Source organism: Pseudotabrizicola sp. (genome assembly GCF_030684215.1).
In the GTDB taxonomy this organism is placed as follows: domain Bacteria; phylum Pseudomonadota; class Alphaproteobacteria; order Rhodobacterales; family Rhodobacteraceae; genus Pseudotabrizicola.
The window spans coordinates 105,843-126,744 of the sequence record NZ_JAUXOV010000073.1 but is presented as its reverse complement, the minus strand read 5'-3'; the positions used below and the strand labels follow the sequence as shown (position 1 = coordinate 126,744).

The window sequence follows — 20,902 nt, the reverse complement described above, 5'->3', positions numbered from 1 at the left end:
CAGGAGACGGGGGGCTTTCTGCCCCCCGCGCCCCCCGAGGATATTTGAAAACAGAAAATGGAGCCGGGGATGCGTGAGCGGTTGTATCTTTATGACACCACCTTGCGCGATGGGCAGCAGACCCAAGGGGTGCAGTTCTCGGTCGCGGAGAAGGTGTTGATCGCGCAGGCTTTGGACGCGCTTGGTGTGGACTATGTCGAGGGCGGCTGGCCGGGGGCCAATCCGACGGATTCAGAGTTTTTCAACGCGGCGCCGCCGATGCGGGCGGTGATGACGGCGTTTGGCATGACCAAGCGGGTCGGGCGCTCGGCCGAGAATGATGATGTGCTGGCGATGGTTCTGGATGCGGGCACGCGGGCGGTGTGTCTGGTCGGTAAAACCCATGAGTTTCATGTGAGAACCGCATTGGGTTGCACGCTCGACGAAAACCTTGAGGCGATCAGGGCCAGTGTGGCGCACCTGTGCGCCCGCGGGCGCGAGGCGCTGTTTGACGCCGAGCATTTCTTTGACGGCTACCGCGCCAATCCGGCCTATGCGCTGGCATGCCTGCGCGCGGCGCATGAGGCGGGCGCGCGCTGGCTGGTGCTGTGTGACACCAATGGCGGCACGCTGCCTGCCGAGGTGGGGCGGGTGGTGGCTGAGGTGATCGCAAGCGGCATTCCGGGGGATCGCTTGGGCATTCATTGCCATGACGACACCGGCAATGCGGTGGCCTGCTCTCTGGCTGCGATTGATGCGGGCGTGCGGCAGGTGCAGGGCACGCTGAACGGGTTGGGCGAGCGCTGCGGAAATGCCAATCTGGTGACGCTGATCCCGACCTTGCTGCTCAAAGAGCCCTATGCCAGCCGGTTTGAAACCGGGGTGAGCCAAAAGGCGCTGGGGGATTTGCTTAAAACCAGCCGGATGCTGGATGATATCCTGAACCGGGTGCCGCTGCGGGCCGCGCCCTATGTGGGGGCATCTGCCTTTGCCCATAAGGCAGGGCTGCATGCGAGTGCCATCCTGAAGGACCCCACCACCTATGAGCATGTGCCGCCCGTCGTGGTAGGCAACGACCGGATCATCCCGATGAGCAATCAGGCGGGCCAGTCGAACCTGCGCGCCCGTCTGGCGCAGGCGGGGCTGGTGGTGGACCCAAAGAACGCGGCACTGGGGCGTATTCTGGAGGTGGTGAAAGAGCGCGAGGATCAGGGCTATGCCTATGACGGGGCGCAAGCCAGCTTTGAGCTTCTGGCGCGGCGCGAGTTAAGCCAGTGCCCCACGTTTTTCGAGGTCAAGCGCTACCGGGTGACGGTGGAGCGCCGAAAAAACAAATATGACCGCATGATCAGCCTGTCCGAGGCGGTGGTGGTGGTCAAGATCGGTGGGCGCAAGATGCTGTCGGTCAGCGAGTCGATGGATGAGACCGGCACCGATCGCGGCCCGGTCAACGCCCTTGCAAAGGCGCTTGCGAAAGATCTGGGACCGTATCAGCACTGCATTGACACAATGAAGCTGGTCGATTTCAAGGTGCGTATCACCCAAGGCGGTACTGAAGCGGTGACGCGGGTGATCATCGATTCCGAGGATGAGCAGGGGCGGCGCTGGTCAACCGTTGGGGTCAGCCCCAATATAGTCGACGCATCGTTTGAGGCGCTTCTGGATGCGATCCAGTGGAAACTGATCCGCGATCTGGGCCAGCCCGCACAGGACGCGGCAGAATGAAGGCTGCGTTTTTCGCTCTGCATTCGGGTCTGCCCCGGGAAGCGCCCGGTGACGCAGACTCGCTGGCCTGGGCGCTGGATCTGGCGAAAACCCCTGCACGGGCGCGGATCCTTGATGCGGGCTGCGGGCCGGGGGCAGATCTGGCGCTGTTGCGCGCCAAACGCCCGGCGGCGCGGCTGGAGGGGCTGGACCTGCACGCCCCGTTTATCGAGCGTATCCGTCGGGAACAGCCCGATGTCACAGCCGGGGTTGGCGATATGCTGGCGCCGGACGGGGTCTATGACCTGATTTGGTCGGCGGGGGCTGCCTATGGTCCCGGCGTGTCGGCAGCACTGACTGCCTGGCGTGATCATGTCGACCCCGGTGGTGTTGTGGCGTTCTCCGATTGCCTGTGGCGCACGCCGCGTCCGGCCCCGGCGGCACGTGCGTTCTGGCAGCAGGACTATCCCGGCATGATGGACCTTCCCGGCCATATCGCGCGGATCGAAGGCGCAGGCTACCGTATCCTTGGCGCGCGCTGGTTGGGCGCAGCGGCATGGGAGGCATATTACGGCCCGCTGTCGGACCGTGTGGCGGCATTGCGCCATGACGCAGATGCCGAGATGGCACAAGTGCTGAATGAAACTCAGGCCGAGATCGAGCTGTGGCGCGCCCATGGCGGCGATTATGGCTATTACCTCAGCGTGGTGGCCCCGGCATGAGCCTTGATGCTTGCGCAGCCCTTGTGCAACGCGGTGACCCTGATCGCTTTGCCGCTTTGCTGGCCGCCCCTGTGGCCGCGCGGGCGCGGCTGTTGCCGCTTTATGCGCTGAACCTTGAGGTGGCGCGCGCGCCATGGGTAAGCAAAGAGCCGATGATTGCCGAAATGCGGCTGCAATGGTGGCGTGATGTGGTGGCAGAGCCCACCACCCCCCGTGCGCATGAGGTGGCGGCCCCGCTGCATGCCCTGATCGTTGAGGCCTCTTTGCCGCGCGATGTGCTGGACCGGATGATCGAGGCACGGCGCTGGGATATCTACCGCGATCCGTTTGAGGATCAGGCGGCGATGGACGCTTATCTGGAGGATACTGCTGCGGGGCTGATGTGGTCGTCGGCCCGTGCCTTGGGTGCCGGGCCAGGGGCCGAAGCGGCGGTGCGCGCCTATGGCTGGGCGGCGGGGCTTGCGGCCTACCTGCGTGCGATCCCGGACCTTGCGGCGCGCGGACGCATTCCCCTGCTCGACGGTCGCCCGGAAGCCGTGGCGCAACTGGCGCTGCGTGGCCTGATCCGGCTGAATGCGGCGCGTCATGCGGGTGTTCCCCGCGCGCTGCGCCCGGCGCTGCTGCCGGGCTGGCAGGCCGAGGGCCTTTTGAAGCAAGCCGCGCGTGACCCGGCGGCAGTGGCCGAAGGCCAGCTGATCTTGTCAGATTTTGCGCGGCGCGGCCGCCTGCTCTGGCAAGCCACTACCGGTCTGTTCTGACACCTGCGCATTGCTGCTTTCCCAATACTCCCGCCGGAGGCTCCCCAACCCGGCCACGAGCGCTGTCAGCCCCGCATCTCGCGCGGGCGCATCCACAGCCAGATCAACGCACCGCCTGCCGCCACCAGAAACGGCAACATTGCCATATTGACCAGCTGCCAACCGGCCTCGACCGAGCCGCCCGAGCAATTCATCAATCCGCCTGATGAGAAGCTGGCGACAGACACCCCGCCAAAGATGATCAGATCGTTCAACCCTTGCAGTCGCCCGCGCTCTTCGGGCCGTTGGGCAGAGGTCAGCATGGTGGTGGCACCGATGAAGCCAAAGTTCCAACCAACCCCCAACAGGATCAGGGCGATGAAGAAGTTCTCCAGCTCTACTCCGGCCATCGCCACAGCGCCTGATCCTGCAAGGATGATCAGACCAAGGGCGATCACCCGCTCTACCCCGAAGCGTGCGATGATATGGCCGGTGATGAAGCTGGGGGCATACATTGCCAGCACATGGGCGGTCACCACATCGGCGGCGTCGTTGGTTTCAAACCCACACCCCACAACGGCCAGCGGCGACGAGGTCATCACAAGGTTCATCAGCGCATAGGAAACGGTGGCGCAGATCATCGCAACCGCTATGGTCGGGTTGCGCATCAACTCGCCCCGCGTGCGCCCGACGGGCGCGCCGACAGCAGGGGGTTTGGGTTTTGGGATCGACAGGCCAAGAAACAGGAACATCCCCACAAGATTAAGCCCGATCACCGCCAGATAGGTCGCGAGGAAGGGCACCACCATCACCTCGGCAGTGGCCTTGACCAGTTGCGGGCCAAGCACCGCAGAAAGCAGCCCCCCGGCCATCACCCACGAGATTGCCTTGGGCCGGAAAGCATCTGATGCGGTGTCGGCGGCGGCAAAGCGGTAAAAGCCTTGCGCGCTCATATAAATGCCGGTGAAAAGGCCACCGATGCAGAACAAAAGGAAACTGCCGGTCATCAGCCCATACGCCCCGATCGCGGCCCCGATCGCCCCACCGATGGCGCCCGCGACAAAGCCCGCACGGCGGCCATAGCGCTGCATGAAGGCCGAGATCGGGGTGGCAGTCAGCATCGAGCCGATCACGGTGAGCGAGATCGGCAACGTGGCCCAACAGGCATTGGGCGCAAGGCTTTGGCCCGCCAATCCTGCGATGGTGAAGATCATCGGCATCTGTGCGCCCAGCACGGCCTGCGCCGCGACAAGGACAAAGACATTGCGTTTGGCAAGTGCGTCTGTGGTCATGATGGCCCTAGCGGTAGGGGGTTTGGCAGGCGTCGGCAAGAGGCGTTTTGGCGCAAGCTTCGGGTTGCGAGTGTGGGCAGGCCGGGGCAGGGTGGCGGCATGGTGGGACGGATCATTCAGACAGACATGTGCGTCAGCGAGGGGGCTGAGTGGCTGGCGTCACGCGATGCGCGGATGGCAGAGGCCGTCGCGCTGTGCGGTCCCTTGCCGCTGCGGCGGCAGGCGGACGGGTTTGCGGCCCTGCTGTCAGCGATTGTGTCGCAGCAGGTTTCTGTCGCCTCGGCCCGCGCGATCTGGTCGCGGCTTGAGGCGGCAGGGCTGACCGGGGCCGATGCCATGGCTGTGGCCAGTGATGAGACGTTGCGGGCGGTTGGGCTGTCGCGGCAAAAGGCGCGCTATGGTCAGGCGCTCGCGCGGGCGGGGATCGATTTTGACGCGCTTCGCGCGCAGCCGGATGCTCAGGTCATCGCCACACTGGTTGCGGTGCCGGGCATCGGGGCATGGACGGCCGAGATCTATGCAATGTTTGCTCTGGGACGTGCGGATGTGTTCGCGCCCGGCGATCTGGCGCTGCAAGAGGCGGCGCGGTTGTTGTATGGGCTGGAGGCGCGGCCCACGGAAAAAGCCCTTCGCGTGATGGCGCAGACGTGGATGCCGTGGCGGTCGGTTGCGGCACGGGTGCTTTGGGCCTATTACCGGGTCGCAAAAGAGCGCGAAGGAATACGGTGATGCGGACATTGCAATCGGCACGGCAAGGGGTGGCACAGGGCCGCGCGAAAAGCGTGGTGGTGTTTGTGCATGGCTATGGGGCCGATGGGGCGGACCTGTTGGGGCTGGCCGATCCGCTGGCGCCGCATTTGCCGGATACGGCGTTTTACGCGCCCGATGCGCCAGAGCCTTGCAGCGGGAACCCGTTCGGGCGGCAGTGGTTTTCGATTCCCTGGCTGGACGGATCAAGCGAGGCGGACAGCCGCGCGGGGCTATTGCGCGCGGCCGAAGATCTGAACGGCTATCTGGATGCGATCATGGCGGATGAGGGCGTGGGACCAGAGGCGCTGGCCTTGGTTGGCTTTTCCCAAGGCGCGATGATGAGCCTGCATATTGCCCCGCGCCGGACGCGTCCCGTTGCCGGGGTTGTGGCGATTTCGGGCCGGTTGCTGGTGCCGGATCTGCTGGGGTCCGAGGCGGTTGTGAAGCCACCGGTGCTGCTGATCCATGGCGACGAAGACCCGGTTGTGCCCTTTGCCGATATGTCATTGGCCGGAAACGCGCTGATAGGGGCCGGGTTTGAGGTGTTTGGCCATGTGATGCAGGGCACCGGGCATGGCATTGCGCCGGACGGATTGGGCGTGGCCTTGCAGTTCTTGCGCGAACGTCTGCCAACCTGATCTGGCCAACCTGATCTTGTTGAGCGGCCCCCAAGTGGGGCCGCATTGTTTATTTGCGAAGATAGAAGGGGGATGTCAGCCCCCTTTGGTCGCTTGTGGCGCCCCACCCCCGTGAATATCTTTGCAAGATGAAAGCGGCAGGTTTCAGGCCGTTTGCGCCGCGAGGTAGGCGGCGCAGCCGGTGAGAGCGGCGAAATCATCTTCGACCACGGTGACCGAGAAGTCTTTTTCCAATAGGTCCACACGGCGGGTTTCGCGGAAATGGTCGGTCAGGCCCAGTCTTGCGAAATGCGGGGTCATGGCGCGGGCCATCCCGCCAATCAGGTAGATGCCGCCATAAGGCAGGTGGATCAGCGCCAGATCGGCAAGGGTTTGCGCTAGGATGCGGGTGTAGAGTGTGGCTGCGTGAATGGCAGCCGGGTGGCCCTTTTCCAGATCGGTGAAGACCTGCGCCGACGTGGTCGCGGCGGAGTCGCCGATTTGCTCGGCGGCAAAGGCATGCAGGTTGATCAGGCCGCGGCCCGACAGCACCTCTTCGACGCCGCAATGCGCGACCTCGCCGCGCCCTGCCAACAGGGTTTCGACAAAGCGCATCAGGGAGAGGTCTTCTTCAGACCGGACCGGCATGTTGACATGGCCACATTCCGAGGGCGGCACCACGCGTGAGGCCCCCGCCCCATGCACCGGGGCTGCGTTCACACCGGTGCCCAGGCCCACCACCAGCATCGCGCCGGGGGCGTGCGGGCCGTCAATCACCTTGCGCAGTTTGGAGGGCGCAATATGGCCAAGGGCCTGACCCTGGGCTTGCAGATCGTTGAGGATCGCCACATGGACAGCGCCCGTCGCTGCGCGCAGCTTGTCCGCGTCGATCACCCAATCGAGGTTGGTCATGGTGGCCACGCCATCCTGCACCGGGCCAGCCGCCGCGACGCAGACACCCGACACAGTCTGGCCGCTGGTGAGCAAGTAATCTGCAAGGATCGCCGCGATATCCTGACCGCGTGCTTTGTACTCGGCATTAGCAAAGCGGGCCACGCTGGCCTCTATGACATGCATACCTTCAGCCAGTGCCACGCGGGTATTGGTGCCACCGATATCGGCAAGGATGGACAGGGTCATCGCAGGTGTCCTTGGTCGTTGCGGGCCAGAGCCCGTGCCAATGCGTGATACGAGGATTTGGGCGTGCGCTGCAAGCTCTCGAAATCGACATGCACGAGGCCAAAGCGTTTTTCATACCCCTCGGCCCATTCGTAGTTGTCGAGGAGCGACCAATAGAAAAAGCCCTGCACATTGGCCCCGTCTGCAATCGCGCGTTTGGTGGCGGCGAGATGGGCAAACAGGAAATCTTCACGGACCTGATCGGTGACAGTGGTGCCGGTGATCTGGTCCGCATTTGCCATGCCGTTTTCGGTCACATAGATCGGCAGATCGCCGACATAGTCGCGCGCCATCCGGGTCAGGAAATGTTGCAGACCGTCGGGGTAGATCTCCCAGCCCATCTGGGTTTTCGGCAGGGGGCCGGGCACGTCGCGCAGATGTGGCCAAGCGGCGGCGGGATCATGGGCGTGCAGGTGCCGGGTGTAGTAATTTACGCCAAGCCAGTCGAGCTCTTGCCCGATCAGGGGCATGTCATCCTGCCAGCCTTCCGGCATATGAGGGGCCAGCCCCTCCATTACAGTGTCGGGATAGGTTTGTTTGGTGATGCCCTCGATGTACCAGCGGTTGAAGATACCGTCCCATCGGGCGGCGGCCTGCTTGTCTGCGGCGCTGTCGGTGGCGGGTTGGGCGTAGTCAAAGTTCAGGACGATGCCAAGGTTTTTTTGACCCGCATCGCGCAGACGCTCTACCGCCATGCCGTGCGCCAGCAGGATGTGGTGCATGGCGCGAGCGGTGGCGCGAATATCGCGCAGGCCGGGCGCGTGGGCGCCGATGAAATGCGACAGCCATGCGACACACCATGGCTCGTTGATTGTCGCTATGCTGGCCACGCGGTCGCCAAGGCGTTCGGTGATCTTTTGCGCAAAATCGGCAAAGCGCGCGGCAGTATCGCGGTTGGTCCAGCCGCCTTTGTCAGCAAGCGCCGAGGGCATTTCCCAATGATACAGCGTCTGAAACGGGCGCAGACCGCGCGCGAGCATGCCATCGACCAGACGGTCGTAGAAATCCATGCCCTCGGGGTTCACCGTGACGCCATCAGGCATCACCCGCGCCCACGAGGTGGAAAAACGGTAGGCGTCCATGTTGGCGGCAGCCAGCAGATCAAGGTCGGCGGGCCATTGGTGATAATGGTCGCAGGCCCGCGCACCATCTTCGCAGCGCACCACATTGCCAGGGGTGGCGGCAAAGGTATCCCAATGGCAGGGGCCACAACCACCAAAACCCGCGCCCTCTATCTGATAGGCGGCGGTGGCGGCACCGAACAGGAATCCGGGCGGAAAGTCGAAACGCGACAGAGGAGGCGTCAAGGACATGGAAAGGGCTTTCGTTTCTGGTCTTGGGATCAGGGCTTCAAACAAGGACCGGTGGACTGACCCATGATCAGCTCTGCCTCCAGAAGGCGCTGCTGCGGGCCGGGGCCGGGACTGGCGATCATGTCGAGCAGCATTTCCGCTGCCAGTCGTCCGGCATCACGCACCGAAGACCGGGTGGCGGTAAAGATCGGGACGTCATCCCCGTTTTTCATATAGCTCAGGTCGTCGTCGTGAATGATGACACTTATATCGCGCCCCATCTGCAAGCCTTGCTCTTCCAATGCGCGCCGCACACCCATGCCCGAAATCATCGAGGCGACCAGAAAGGCTGTGGGAGGGGTGGAGAGCGCCAGCATGCGGCGTGCCGTGCGGTGGCCCGCTATTTCCGTCATTTCATCCGATGACATCAACGCGGGCTCTGGCGCAATGCCGCGGGTGGACAATGCGTCGATATAGCCAGTGCGGCGGCGGATGGCGAAATCCATGAACTCCAGCCCGTTGACCAGGGCTATGCGGGTATGGCCCAGATCCAGCAAAAATTCGGTCGCGCGCTGAAAGGCGCGGCGGTTGTTCACATCAAGCCAGCTATACGGCAGGGTGGTGCCCGTCGCGCGACCGTGCACCACGAAGGGCAGGCCAATGTCGTGCAAAAGGCCAATGCGCGCGTCGTTCATTTTGGGCGCGTGGACAATGACGCCATCGACATTGCCCTTGGATTTCATGCCACGATAGGCGGCTTCTTCCTGTTCATCGGGAACCACGGACAGCACCATGTCGTAATCATTGCGACTGTAGGTCTCGCCTGCACCGGCGATGAAATCGGCAAATACCGGGTTCACGATCTCATGCCGTGTGGCCACTGGGATCACATGCCCGATAGCCATGGCGCGCCCCGTGGCCAAGCGAATCGCACGGGTATTGGGATGGTAGTTGTGCCGCTTGGCAGCCGCCATGACCCGTTCGCGGGTGGCTTCGTTCACCTCGGGGTAGCCGTTCAGCGCGCGGCTGACGGTTGTGGGCGACAGGCCCAGACGCGAGGCAAGCTCCTTGAGGTTCATTGTATCGGCATGTGCCCAAAACGGTTTCAATCGGAGCCGACCTTAGCCAGCCCGCGCCATGAGGTCAAAGGTAAAGCGACATCCGCGTAATCGTTATAGGTCAATGCTGCGCCTGCAAAAGTGGCGATTTGCCCCGGTTGAAGGCGCTTTGGATTGACAGGTGGCGGGTCATCGGCAAAGGTGAGCCATCCAAAGCGGTTTGAGGGCGATTCTTATAGGTCGCCCGAGGGCCGCTGTTGGCACAGCGCCCCACCAAGATGGGCGGGGTCATCCGGGAGGACTGCATATGAATTTGAAAATGACTGTCAGCGTTGCCGCGCTGGCCTTGACGGCGGGTGGCGCTTTTGCGCAAGACCTTAAGTTTCCGATCGGTGAGGGAGCCTTTAACTGGGCGTCCTTTGAAGAATTCAAAGCCGCGCATGGCGACCTTGCCGGACAAGAACTGACCATCGCAGGCCCATGGCTTGGCCCAGACCAGGACTTGGTCGTATCAATGTTGGCCTATTTCGAGGCGGCAACGGGCATTGACGTGAAATACGTCGGCTCTGACAGCTTCGAGACACAGGTGCGCATCGATGCCGAAGCAGGGTCTGCCGCGAACATCTCGGTGTTCCCGCAACCCGGCCTGACCGCTGATCTGGCGCGCCTTGGCCAAGTGGCGGCGTTGACCGATGCCGATGCGGCATGGTTGAGCGAGAACTATGCCGCAGGCCAGTCCTGGGTTGACCTTGCGTCATTCCCCGGCCCCGATGGCAACCCGGCGCTGTTCGGCTTTTTCTACAAGGTCGACCTGAAATCGCTGGTCTGGTTCTCGCCCGAGAACTTTGATGACGCGGGCTACGCCGTGCCCGAAACCATGGAGGACCTCAAGGCCCTGACCGAGCAGATGGTCGCCGATGGCGTGACGCCATGGTGCGTGGGTCTGGGGTCGGGCGGCGCGACCGGTTGGCCAGCGACCGACTGGGTCGAAGACATGATGCTACGCGTGAACACCCCAGCGGATTATGATGCCTGGGTCAGCAATGACCTGAAATTCAACGATCCGAAAGTTGTGGCCGCAATCGAAGAATTCGGCTGGTTCATCGAAGACGGCCGCGTGGCCGGGGGTCGTGGGGCCGTTGCCACTACCGACTTCCGCGACAGCCCGAAGGGTCTGTTCTCGTCACCGCCACAGTGCATGATGCACCGCCAGGCATCGTTCATCCCGTCCTTCTTCCCTGAGGGCACGGAAATGGGCGTAGACGCCGATTTCTTCTACTTCCCGGCCTATGCTGGAAAAGACCTCGGCAAGCCGGTTCTGGGTGCTGGCACTCTCTTTGGTATCACCAAGGACAGCCCGGCCGCACGGGCGTTCATTGACTGGCTGAAAGTGCCTGCCGCACATGAGGTGTGGATGGCGCAATCGGGCTTCCTGACACCACATAAGGGCGTGAACGTCGATCTTTACGGCGATGAAACCCTGAAAGGCATGGGCGAAATCCTTCTGAGCGCCGACACCTTCCGCTTTGACGGATCGGACCTGATGCCGGGTGGCGTGGGTGCCGGGGCGTTCTGGACCGGTATGGTTGATTACGCAGGCGGCAAATCGGCGCAAGACGTGGCCGATGCGATCCAGCAATCCTGGGATGGCCTGAAGTAAGACTTCCCCCCGGTGGCACGCTTGCCGCCGGGGATTTTCTTCCGCCCTTGGGGCGGTGAGTGCAAAAACGAGAGCCGGGACACACTGGCCACAGACGGGGGAACCACAAAGGGGGGATGAGGCGCCATGTCACCGGCACTTCAGGGATTGATCACCATTATCATCGGCGTTGGCGGTTGCGTCAGCTACTTCTATTTCTCGAATCTGTTTCTGGACAAGGTGCTGTTTCCGCCCTCCGGTCCGAATGCGGGGCGCAACATCAACCGCGCCAACATGATCCGGCCCTGGCTGTTCCTTATGCCCGCCCTGATCGCGCTGTCGGTGTATCTTGCCTATCCGGTGGTGGAAACGCTGCGCTTGTCGCTGACGCAACGGGTGCCGGGCGGCGGTTATCAATGGGTCGGCTTTGACAACTACACCAAGATGTTTGGCGAGCCGAAGTTCTGGGAAGCCTTGAAAAACAACATGCTTTGGCTGATTGTGGTGCCTGCAATGTCGACCGCGTTCGGCCTGCTCGCGGCGCAACTGTCTGACCGCATTCGCTGGGGCAATCTGGCCAAATCTCTGATCTTCATGCCGATGGCGATTTCCTTTGTCGGTGCGGCGGTGATCTGGAAACTGGTCTATGACACCCGCCCGGTCGATCAGGAGCAAATCGGCATCATGAACGCAGTCTGGCTGGCGTTTCAGGGGGGGCCGATGTCGGTTCTGTTCCTGAAAATCGTGCCGATTCTGGGTCTTCTGGCCTTTGCCGCAGCGGTTGGGCTTGTGGCGTGGGTGTTCGTGCGCCCGATGATAAAGCCATCTGGCCCGGTTGGCGGCGGCACCATTCCGCTGCGCTTGTTGGTTGGTGCGGCGGCGCTGTGGCTGATCTTTATGTCTGTCCGCTCGGCCATCGGGCTGGCGGGGACCGATCTGCCCTATGGTGTGCCGCAAACATGGCTGACCATTCCGTTCTGGAACAGCTTTTTCCTGATGATCGTACTGGTTTGGATTCAGACCGGTTTTGCCATGGTGATCCTGTCGGCAGCGTTGCGCGGTGTGCCCGAAGACACGATCGAGGCCGCGATTGTCGATGGCGCAAACCCGTTTCAGATCTTCTTCAAGATCAAGGTGCCGCAGATCATGGGCACCATCGTTGTGGTCTGGACCACCATCACCATCGTTGTGCTGAAGGTCTTCGATATCGTCTTTGCGATGAGCAACGGCCAGTGGGAAACCCAAGTGCTGGCCAATTACATGTATGACAAGCTGTTCCGCGCCAATGACTGGGGCGTGGGATCCGCATCGGCCATGATCATCATGCTTTTGGTGACGCCGATCCTGATCTGGAACGTCTACAACGCCCGCAAGGAGATGCGTTAATATGGATAACGTTGTCGGCAAGAAATCGGGCCTGACATGGGCCGTGCATATCTCGATGGCGGTGCTCGTGGCGCTGTGGCTGTTCCCAACGCTGGGGCTGTTCGTGTCGTCTTTCCGCACGGCGGATCAGATCGCAACTTCGGGCTGGTGGTCGGCTCTGTCGACACAGGAACGTCAGGTGCCCGCCATTCGCGTGGGCGGCACCGAACTAGAGGTGGACGGGCGCTTCGTGATTGAGGGGCGGCTGTTTACGGCCACCAATGCCGAGGTGTCTGCATGGGGCACCACATCCACTGCGCCAGAGGCGAATGCACCCGGCGATGTGGTAGAGTTGGGCGATGGGGTCACGCTGACCGTGGCTCCCGATGGCGCCTATGTGCTGTCGAGCCCCCAGACGACCGCCGGTGCGCGTCTGCCGCGGATTTTCAGCACCGCCGCCACCCCGCCAGAGTTCACCTTTCAGAATTACCGCGCGATCCTGTTTGAGCCGAGCAACACCGATGGCATGTCTAAGGCGTTTTTCAACACGCTGACGGTGACGATCCCGGCCACCATCATCCCGATCCTTGTCGCAGCTTTTGCCGCTTATGCCTTGGCATGGATGGATTTTCCGGGCCGTGCGCTGTTGATTGCGGCCATCGTCGGCCTGTTGGTGGTGCCGCTGCAACTGGCGTTGATTCCGCTGCTGAAGCTGCACAACGAGATTGGCATCGGCAAGGGATACCTTGGTACATGGCTGGCCCATACCGGGTTCGGGTTACCGTTGGCGATCTATTTGTTGCGAAATTACATGGTTGGTTTGCCGCGTGACATCATCGAATGTGCAAAGGTCGATGGTGCGTCGGATTTCCAGATCTTTACCAAGATCATCCTGCCTCTGTCTTTCCCGGCGCTCGCCTCTTTTGCGATCTTCCAGTTCCTGTGGACGTGGAATGATTTGTTGGTGTCGCTGGTGTTCCTGATCGATTCATCGGGCCAAACCACGGTGATGACCAAGCAGATTGTAGAGCTGTTAGGCACGCGCGGCGGCAACTGGGAAATTCTGGCAACGGCGGCGTTTATCAGCATCGCGGTACCGCTGCTGGTGTTCTTTGCAATGCAGAAATACCTCGTGCGCGGTCTGCTGGCCGGCTCGGTGAAGTGAGAGACTTATGGCCAAACAAGAGCAAATCGTGATCGGCGCACAGGTCGATTGGTGGCGCGGGGCGGTGATCTATCAGATCTACCCTCGCAGCTATCAAGACAGCAACGGCGACGGCATCGGCGATCTGAAGGGGATCACCGAGCGGCTGGATCATATCGCAACCCTTGGGGCAGATGCGATCTGGATCAGCCCGTTCTTCACCAGCCCGATGAAGGATTTCGGCTACGACGTCTCTGATTACTGCGACGTGGACCCGATGTTCGGCACGCTGTCGGATTTCGATGCGCTGATGGCACGGGCGCAAAGCCTTGGGCTGAAGGTGATGATTGATCTGGTGTTGTCGCATACCAGCGACCAGCATCCGTGGTTCAAGGAAAGCCGCAGAGACAGGACAAACCCGCGCGCCGATTGGTATGTCTGGGCGGAGCCAAAGCCGGATGGCACGCCGCCAAACAACTGGCTGGCGATCTTTGGCGGGTCATCCTGGCAATGGGATGCGCGGCGCGAGCAGTACTACCTGCACAACTTTCTGACCAGCCAGCCCGACCTGAACCTGCACCACGAACCTGTGCAAGAGGCGCTGTTGGATGTGGTGCGGTTCTGGCTCGAACGCGGGGTGCATGGCTTTCGGCTGGATACGATCAATTTCTATTTTGCCGACAAATACTTGCGCGACAATCCTAGCCTTCCAAAAGAGCTGCGCAACGACTCTATTGCGCCGGGGGTGAACCCCTATAACCACCAGTTGCACCTGTTTGACAAAAACCAGCCAGAAAACCTTGAATTTCTTCGTAAATTCCGTGAGGTGCTGAACCCCTACGGCGCCGCCGCAGTGGGTGAGGTGGGTGATGCGCAGCGCGGCCTTGAGATCATGGCCGAGTATACCTCGGGCGGGGACAAGGTGCAGATGTGCTACCCGTTCGAGATGCTGCAACCAACGCGGCTGACGGCGGACCTGCTGGCCGAAACATTCGGCCGCATGAATGCGGTGGCGCCCGATGCCTGGCCCTGCTGGGCCTATTCCAACCATGACACGGTGCGCCACATCACACGTTGGGATCTTTGTGAATCAGCAGCAAGGACTTACACAGTTCTTCTCATGTGTCTGCGCGGGTCTTTGTGCCTGTATCAGGGTGAAGAACTTGGCTTACCCGAGGCCGATATCGACTTCGAGGAATTGCAAGACCCCTACGGCATCGAATTCTGGCCGGAATTCAAGGGCCGCGATGGCTGCCGCACGCCACTGCCTTGGGTGACGGACAATGCCAATGGCGGGTTCTCGGATGGCAACCCGTGGCTTCCGGTCAAGGCCCCGCATCTGAACCGGGCGGTCGGGGCGCAAGATGCCGACCCCGCGTCGATGCTGAACCATTACCGCAGGGCCCTGGCGTTTCGTCGCGCGCATGATGCGCTGCGTGTTGGCGATCTGACCGATCTGGTGGCGACGGGCGATCTGGCCGCGTTCCGCCGTCTGGGCGATGAAGAAATTTTCTGCGCCTTCAATCTGGGCGCAGAGCAAGCACATATCGGGCTGCCCAAAGGAAACTGGGCCGCCATTGGCGGGGATCTTGGCGCGACAGCGGCGATGGGGGGCGAGGTCACACTCGGTCCCTGGGGCTTCTGTCTGATGCGCAAAGAATAAGGGGGGGAGCCCGGACATGGCCGAACTGAAACTGACGAATGTTGAAAAGGCTTATGGCGAGGTCAAGGTTCTGTCGAACATCAACCTCGACATCAAAACTGGGGAGCTGATCGTTTTCGTCGGCCCGTCGGGCTGCGGGAAATCGACGCTTTTGCGGATGATTGCGGGCTTGGAAAAGATCACCGGAGGCGATTTTACCATCGACGGCGACCGCATGAATGAGGTGCCGCCCGCACAGCGGGGCATCGCCATGGTGTTCCAGTCTTACGCGCTGTACCCGCATATGACGGTGCGCGACAACATGAGCTTTGCGCTGAAAATTGCAAAGAAATCAACGGCCGAGATTGATGCGGCGGTGGCCAAGGCAGCAAAGATCCTGCAGTTGGAGCCGTATCTGGACCGTCTGCCAAAGGCGCTGTCGGGCGGCCAGCGGCAACGGGTGGCCATCGGGCGGTCCATTGTGCGCGACCCCAAGGTGTATCTGTTTGACGAGCCGCTCTCGAACCTTGACGCCGCCTTGCGGGTGGCGACGCGGTTGGAAATTGCCCAGCTTAAAGAATCGATGCCGAATTCAACCATGATCTATGTGACCCATGATCAGGTCGAGGCGATGACTCTTGCGACCCGGATCGTGGTGCTGGCGGGCGGCGGGATTTCTCAGGTGGGCACGCCGCTGGAGTTGTATGAGCGGCCTCAGAACGAGTTTGTCGCGCAGTTTATTGGTAGCCCGGCGATGAACCTGATGGCGGGGGAAGTGATTGAAACAGGTGCACAAACCCGCGTGCGGCTGACCAATGGCGGCGAGGCGGTGTCGCATGTGCCAACGCTGGCCGCCGATCTGGGGTTGAAGGTGAACATCGGGGTGCGTCCGGAAGACCTGCTGGCCACCACCGGCACGCCGATCTTCAAGGGCGAGGTCGAGATCACCGAAGCCTTGGGCGAGGTCACGCTGCTTTATTTCAGGCGTGCCGGCACCGACGCGCAAGTCGTCGCCAAGCTGCCCGGCATTCATACCGAAGTGCGCCGGACCACGGTGGCCTTGGGGGCCGAGCCGTCGAAAGTGCATCTTTTTGCCAATGGACTCAGCCTGCTATACCGCTGATCCCCAGTCAGCATGCAGATGAGGGGGCTCCGGTGCAAGCCGGGGCCCTTGTTTCATGGTAGCAACGCCAACACCGACAGGAACGCCAGACCAAGGCCAGATGCCAACAGGCTGGGCACCCAAAGCGTGATGCGCGGGGCGGGGGCGAGGCGGGGAGTGATTTTTTCATGTCTCATGCCCCGCTTAAACAGTGATTCAGTTTTTTCTGCGTTAACAGGCATATGAAATGGCATTGGCAGGTATTTGATCCAGCATCAGTCCCCGTATCCGGGGCGTTCCAGCAAAGTGCGGCCTATGCAATGGCCGCGCAGGCTACGGGCGCTCAGATGGATGTGGCAAATCTGGTGGAGGCGGGTGGGCAGAGTCTGGCGCAAGTGCAGACCCTCAGGCGCGGGCCGTTACAGGTTGTGCTGCGTGGCCCGGTGTGGACTGTCCCCTTGGATGTGGCAACGCGCCACCGGGCGTTGCGCAAACTGGCGCGTACCACGCGGGCGCTGATTGTCTTGCCCGAACAGTCTGCCGCCGGGTTGGGGATCATTCCGCTGATGACACCGCGCCATGTGGCGCTTTGGGATCTGAGTCCCGAACCGGCAGATCTGCGTGCGGCGATGGCGGGCAAGTGGCGTAACGCATTGCGTGCCGCAGAACGGCGTCAGCTTAAGGTGACACTGGCCCCACCCCGCGCCCTGCACGATCTGGTGGAGGCAGAGGCACGCCAACGCGCCAGCCGTCACTATGTCGCCCTGCCGCCTCGGTTTACCCGCGCGATCCCCCAGAACGCGCTGCGGCTGTGGCACTGGCGTCAGGCCGGTTGCCGCCATGCGTCGATGTGCTTTGTGCGCCATGGTTCTTGGGCCACCTATCACTTGGGGCACGCCGATCTGATTGCGCGCGAATCGGGGGCGCACCGGGTGATGCTTTGGCATGCAGCCCTTGCCCTGCGGGCCGAAGGGGTTACAACGCTGGATCTGGGCGATGTCAATTCTGAAGACGCGCCGGGCCTTGCGCGGTTCAAGCTGGGCACAGGTGCGGCCCTGCATCGGCTTGGGGCGACCAGTCTGGTGCTGCCGGGATAAGGCGGATGCGGCAAGCCCGCGCTTGCATCGGCAGGGCGGATGCGCTTTGTCAAAACAATGTGCATGAGAGTAGTCCTGATGAGCCGTGATCCGAACCAGCGCCGCCCGAAGATGTTTCCACCGCCGGAGTTCCCGCCGCGCAAACTGCCACTGTTTGCACGCATGCCGCCGGCAGTGTTTCCGGTTGTTCTGGGGATGTTGGGCCTTGCCCTGGCGCTGAAGCGCGCGTCGATTGTGGCGCAGGTGCCCGAAGGCCTGGCCGATCTGGTTATGGGGCTGGTGGCCGGGCTGTGGCTGTTCTGCACTTTGGCATACGCCATCAAGATTGCCCGGCGCCCCGGTGTCGTGACCGAAGACTTGCGGATTTTGCCCGGTAGGGCAGGTTTGGCGGCGGCCACTGTGGGCGCTTTGGCCTTTGCTGCCATGTTGGGTTTTTTCGCGCCTCAGGCGGCCAAAGGTGTGCTTGTGCTGGGTCTGGTGCTGCAAGGCGCTCTGGCATTGCTGATGGTGCGCAGTCTGTTGGCCGCCCCGCCAGAGGGGCGCGATGTCACGCCCGTCTGGCATCTTGCGTTTGTCGGTTTCATCGTCGGTGCTTTGGCTGCCGTTCCGCTGGGTTGGGAGGGTCTTGCCCTGATTATCCTTTGGACGACGATGCCGGTGGCGGTTGGGATCTGGGGCGTCAGCCTGTGGCAGTTGGCCCTTCGCATTCCGCCGGCGCCCCTGCGCCCGTTGCTGGCCATTCATCTTGCGCCTGCCAGCCTGTTTGCCAGCGTGGCGGGTCTGCTGGGTATGACGTTTCTGGCGCAGGCCATGGTTGTGTTGGCCTTTGCCATCGCCATTGCGCTGCTGGTTGTCCACCGCTGGATAGGGCAGGCGGGGTTTACCCCGCTTTGGGGCGCGTTCACCTTTCCTGCGGCCGCTTTTGCCAGTGCGCTCTTGATCAACGGTTGGGTCATGGGTGGCGTGCTGGTCACCGTGCTGACACTGGGGGCCATCCCGGCGATTGCATTGCGCGTGCTGCGGATGTGGACTGCCGGTACTTTGGCCAGCAAGACCAACGCGGCAACTGCCTAACGCGGCATCAGCATCGTGCTGCCAACAGCCGCCGCGCGGGCGAGTTCCGGGTCAAGGCTCATCGGCACATAATCTCCCCTGCGCCAGCGTTCACCCAAGTCGTCGTAATGGCGTGACAACGGGTGGCCCGACTGCCCGGTTGAGATCACAAAGACCGACGAATCCGGGTCGGCAAAGTCATATACCCCGCGATAGCCTGCGCCATGGACGTTCAGATAGGGATTAGGCCCCGTGCCCTTGGTGCGGCCGCGCATCAGCGTGTGATCATCGCCACTGGTCGATTGGCGGATGTTGACGAACCATTTCAGGAACGGCACCTCGCCCAACACCGGATGGTCATGCGTGGCCTCATGCGCCTGACCCCAGCGCCAGCTTTCGGGATTGGGGCCATAGGTGGCGGTCAGCTGGATCAGCGCCTCGTCCAGCGCGATGCGGGCCAGATCAGGGCAGGTTTCCACCACCGCCGACTGGATCACATCACACCAGACCCCAGCGCCATTCGTATTGCGAAACACCCGGTCGATGAACACCGGATCGGGGTGGGTGATGGTATCCGCCAGCGGTCCCAGCTCATCCCGGATCAGCCGCTCATTCAGCGCGCGCACCCACGCCTGATAGATCAGTGGCTCTGGCAGATGCTCGTTCATCTCGCCGTTCCACTCGGCCAGAAGTGACAGCGCCCGCTGGCGCAGGCGCTCGGAGGTGCCTTCAGTCGCCGCTTCGCCTGTAAACCACAACTCGGCCCCGATCAGCGGTAAAATGGCGCGCGCGGTGGGGGACACGGTATCAAGCTGGGCTTCGATAAAACTTTCGCGGGTATGAACTTCGCGGGTCTGCATCAAGGACAGCCACCGCTGAATCCGCTGGGTGTCGCCCCACAGGAACGACAGATGGTCAGGAAAAGGCAGGTCAACGGTCTTGTTGTTGGTATTGCCCAGGATGCCGCTGGTGGGATTCACCACGCGCGGATTGCTGTCATAGGGCATCACCCCAAGCCAACGGCTGGTGGCATTGGTGCCAAGCGCGGGCATCCGGCCCATGGTCGGGTGCTCTGCGTCCCGCATCGGCACATGGCCGACCACTTGCAAGGCAATGCCAGACTCGTCCACCAGCATCAGGTTCTGCGCCGGGGCCACGAACAGACGCCCGGCCTCTATTGCATCGGGGATAGTTCGGGCCTGCATCACCCGCAGCGCCGCCGTCATCGTGGTGTCAGCGCCCGAAAGCGCGGTCCAGGACAGGGCAGCCACGTGGCCGGGCGGGGTGACAGAGCCAAGGTCGTAATGCGTTCCCGGCAGCACTGGCCCTGCCTCGGACCAGCGCAGCGTGATGGTGACAGGGGCCTCGTCCTTGACCTGAATGATCGATCGCCGGGTGGCAAAGGGCTTCATGCCCGTCGCGGTTTCATATTCCTGGGAATTGGCGGGGTTAAGCTTTTCCATGACCAGATCCTGATCATCGACATATGATGACGTCAGCCCCCACCCGATCGCTGCCGACCGCCCGATCAGAATGCTGGGCACGCCGGGAATGGTCGCCCCGATCACGCCACCCGATTGCAGTTCCAGCCGGGCCAGATACCAGATCGTCGGCGCAGTAAAGCCAAGGTGCGGGTCATTGGCCAACAAGGTGCCACCCGCCGCCGAGCGCCCCGGCACAGCCGCCCAGGCGTTTGACGCGCCCGCCAGATCGACGCGCGGAAACGGCGACAGCGGGTCCGTGGTCGCCATACGCAGCGCATCGGTGGAGGGGGCGACCCCCGGCATCAGGCTGGCATAGTCGGGCAGGGCCGTCACGGCCTGTCCCGGATCATCGGGCAGAATGTCGCGCAGGCGGTCTTCGGGCAGCAGCATCGACATACGGGCCCGCAATACCTCGGCCTCCAGATGGCCAGAAAGTTGCAGTGCCATCAGCTTCAGGATGGCGATGGAATCGGCAGGCGCCCATGCGGCGATCTCATTGGAAAAGAAGAAAAACTCCGGCGCACCTCGGCCGCGCGCGCCCTCATTGATCTGCCCGATCCAGGTATTGACGCCCGCCGAATAAGCCTCCAGCGCGGCACGGGTGGGCGCGTCCTGCGCCTCGACCGACTGCAGCGATAGAGTGTACAGATCATAGCGGCGCAACAGCTCGTCAATCTTGAGCGTGCGGTTGCCAAACACCTCCGACAACCGCCCCTGCGCGGTGCGACGCAGCATTGTCATCTGCCACAGACGGTCCTGCGCATGTGCAAATCCAAGTGCGAAATAGACATCCGTATCCGCAGACCCGAAAATATGTGGCACGTTGTCATTGTTGCGCAAAATCTCGACCGGGGCAGAGACCCCCGAAATCGTGAAAGTCCCCGTGTAGTCGGGGATTGACCGTTCCAGAAAGTAATAAACCCCGATCAGACACAGCAGGCCAAGGGCCACAAGCCCTGTCAACAAACGCATCAGCCAGCGGAAAACATTAAGCATTTGGGGCCAGTTCTTGACGGCAGGAGTGGGACTGTTACCTAAGACATTGC

At 62.1% G+C, this 20,902-nt stretch carries 18 protein-coding genes; 12 read left to right on the top strand and 6 right to left on the bottom strand.

Annotation, left to right across the window (positions count from 1 at the left end; translation table 11 throughout):
- Positions 1-69: 69 nt before the first annotated feature.
- From cimA to Q8K08_RS17445, 3 genes are read left to right on the top strand one after another with little or no spacing between them, the layout of a single operon-like run.
- A complete protein-coding gene (cimA, locus tag Q8K08_RS17455) occupies positions 70-1,704 on the top strand; it encodes a citramalate synthase (protein ID WP_304803260.1) in 1,635 nt (544 codons plus the stop codon).
- Positions 1,701-2,405: a trans-aconitate 2-methyltransferase gene (locus Q8K08_RS17450; protein WP_305250957.1), complete on the top strand. Its 705-nt coding sequence runs from the start codon at positions 1,701-1,703 to the stop codon at positions 2,403-2,405. Before cimA ends, Q8K08_RS17450 begins: the two co-directional genes overlap by 4 nt.
- Positions 2,402-3,163: a squalene/phytoene synthase family protein gene (locus tag Q8K08_RS17445; protein ID WP_304803256.1), complete on the top strand. Its 762-nt coding sequence runs from the start codon at positions 2,402-2,404 to the stop codon at positions 3,161-3,163. The genes Q8K08_RS17450 and Q8K08_RS17445 overlap by 4 nt, the downstream gene beginning before the upstream one ends.
- Before the next feature lie 65 nt (positions 3,164-3,228).
- On the opposite strand, the gene Q8K08_RS17440 is transcribed toward Q8K08_RS17445, so the two are convergent.
- A complete protein-coding gene (locus tag Q8K08_RS17440) occupies positions 3,229-4,434 on the bottom strand; it encodes an MFS transporter (RefSeq protein ID WP_304803254.1) in 1,206 nt (401 codons plus the stop codon).
- Between the two features lie 99 nt (positions 4,435-4,533).
- Between Q8K08_RS17440 and Q8K08_RS17435 the strand changes: the two genes are divergently transcribed.
- Together Q8K08_RS17435 and Q8K08_RS17430 are read left to right on the top strand one after the other, a co-directional pair.
- Positions 4,534-5,163 (top strand): DNA-3-methyladenine glycosylase, encoded by a 630-nt coding sequence (locus tag Q8K08_RS17435; RefSeq protein WP_305250956.1) that lies wholly within the window; start codon positions 4,534-4,536, stop codon positions 5,161-5,163.
- Complete coding sequence (locus Q8K08_RS17430) at positions 5,163-5,822, top strand: alpha/beta hydrolase (RefSeq protein ID WP_304803250.1); 660 nt, start codon at positions 5,163-5,165, stop codon at positions 5,820-5,822. The genes Q8K08_RS17435 and Q8K08_RS17430 overlap by 1 nt, the downstream gene beginning before the upstream one ends.
- 144 nt (positions 5,823-5,966) lie before the next feature.
- Here the strand turns inward: Q8K08_RS17430 and Q8K08_RS17425 are convergent, their stop codons facing one another.
- From Q8K08_RS17425 to Q8K08_RS17415, 3 genes are read right to left on the bottom strand one after another with little or no spacing between them, the layout of a single operon-like run.
- Positions 5,967-6,941: an ROK family protein gene (locus Q8K08_RS17425; protein ID WP_304803248.1), complete on the bottom strand. Its 975-nt coding sequence runs from the start codon at positions 6,939-6,941 to the stop codon at positions 5,967-5,969.
- Entirely contained in the window at positions 6,938-8,293 is a 1,356-nt protein-coding gene (locus Q8K08_RS17420; protein ID WP_305250955.1) for a GH1 family beta-glucosidase, read from the bottom strand. The genes Q8K08_RS17425 and Q8K08_RS17420 overlap by 4 nt, the downstream gene beginning before the upstream one ends.
- 29 nt (positions 8,294-8,322) lie before the next feature.
- Positions 8,323-9,351 (bottom strand): substrate-binding domain-containing protein, encoded by a 1,029-nt coding sequence (locus Q8K08_RS17415; protein ID WP_304803243.1) that lies wholly within the window; start codon positions 9,349-9,351, stop codon positions 8,323-8,325.
- A 286-nt stretch (positions 9,352-9,637) separates the two neighbouring features.
- On the opposite strand from Q8K08_RS17415, the gene Q8K08_RS17410 reads away from it, so the two are divergent.
- The 5 genes from Q8K08_RS17410 to Q8K08_RS17390 all read left to right on the top strand — a co-directional run bounded on the left by Q8K08_RS17410 (position 9,638) and on the right by Q8K08_RS17390 (position 16,243).
- On the top strand, positions 9,638-10,990 hold the full coding sequence (locus Q8K08_RS17410) for an ABC transporter substrate-binding protein (protein ID WP_304803241.1): 1,353 nt from the start codon (positions 9,638-9,640) through the stop codon (positions 10,988-10,990).
- Between the two features lie 126 nt (positions 10,991-11,116).
- On the top strand, positions 11,117-12,355 hold the full coding sequence (locus tag Q8K08_RS17405; protein ID WP_305250954.1) for a carbohydrate ABC transporter permease: 1,239 nt from the start codon (positions 11,117-11,119) through the stop codon (positions 12,353-12,355).
- Position 12,356: 1 nt separating this feature from the next.
- The gene (locus tag Q8K08_RS17400; protein WP_305250952.1) at positions 12,357-13,499 is read left to right on the top strand and encodes a carbohydrate ABC transporter permease; all 1,143 of its coding nucleotides are present in this window, start codon (positions 12,357-12,359) and stop codon (positions 13,497-13,499) included.
- 7 nt (positions 13,500-13,506) lie between these two features.
- The gene (locus Q8K08_RS17395) at positions 13,507-15,141 is read left to right on the top strand and encodes an alpha-amylase family glycosyl hydrolase (RefSeq protein WP_305250951.1); all 1,635 of its coding nucleotides are present in this window, start codon (positions 13,507-13,509) and stop codon (positions 15,139-15,141) included.
- Between the two features lie 16 nt (positions 15,142-15,157).
- A complete protein-coding gene (locus Q8K08_RS17390; protein ID WP_305250950.1) occupies positions 15,158-16,243 on the top strand; it encodes an ABC transporter ATP-binding protein in 1,086 nt (361 codons plus the stop codon).
- A gap of 53 nt (positions 16,244-16,296) precedes the next feature.
- Here Q8K08_RS17390 and Q8K08_RS17385 read toward each other — a convergent pair whose 3' ends face one another.
- Positions 16,297-16,419, bottom strand: a complete 123-nt coding sequence (locus Q8K08_RS17385) for a hypothetical protein (RefSeq protein ID WP_304798045.1) — start codon at positions 16,417-16,419, stop codon at positions 16,297-16,299.
- A 45-nt stretch (positions 16,420-16,464) separates the two neighbouring features.
- On the opposite strand from Q8K08_RS17385, the gene Q8K08_RS17380 reads away from it, so the two are divergent.
- Together Q8K08_RS17380 and Q8K08_RS17375 are read left to right on the top strand one after the other, a co-directional pair.
- Positions 16,465-17,319 carry a GNAT family N-acetyltransferase gene (locus Q8K08_RS17380; protein WP_305250949.1) on the top strand — a complete coding sequence of 285 codons (855 nt, stop codon included), beginning with the start codon at positions 16,465-16,467 and terminating at the stop codon, positions 17,317-17,319.
- A 63-nt stretch (positions 17,320-17,382) separates the two neighbouring features.
- On the top strand, positions 17,383-18,393 hold the full coding sequence (locus tag Q8K08_RS17375; protein ID WP_305250948.1) for a tellurium resistance protein: 1,011 nt from the start codon (positions 17,383-17,385) through the stop codon (positions 18,391-18,393).
- On the opposite strand, the gene Q8K08_RS17370 is transcribed toward Q8K08_RS17375, so the two are convergent.
- Entirely contained in the window at positions 18,390-20,852 is a 2,463-nt protein-coding gene (locus tag Q8K08_RS17370; protein WP_305250947.1) for a penicillin acylase family protein, read from the bottom strand. The two genes, Q8K08_RS17375 and Q8K08_RS17370, sit on opposite strands and share 4 nt — an antisense overlap.
- Between the last annotated feature and the right edge of the window lie 50 nt (positions 20,853-20,902).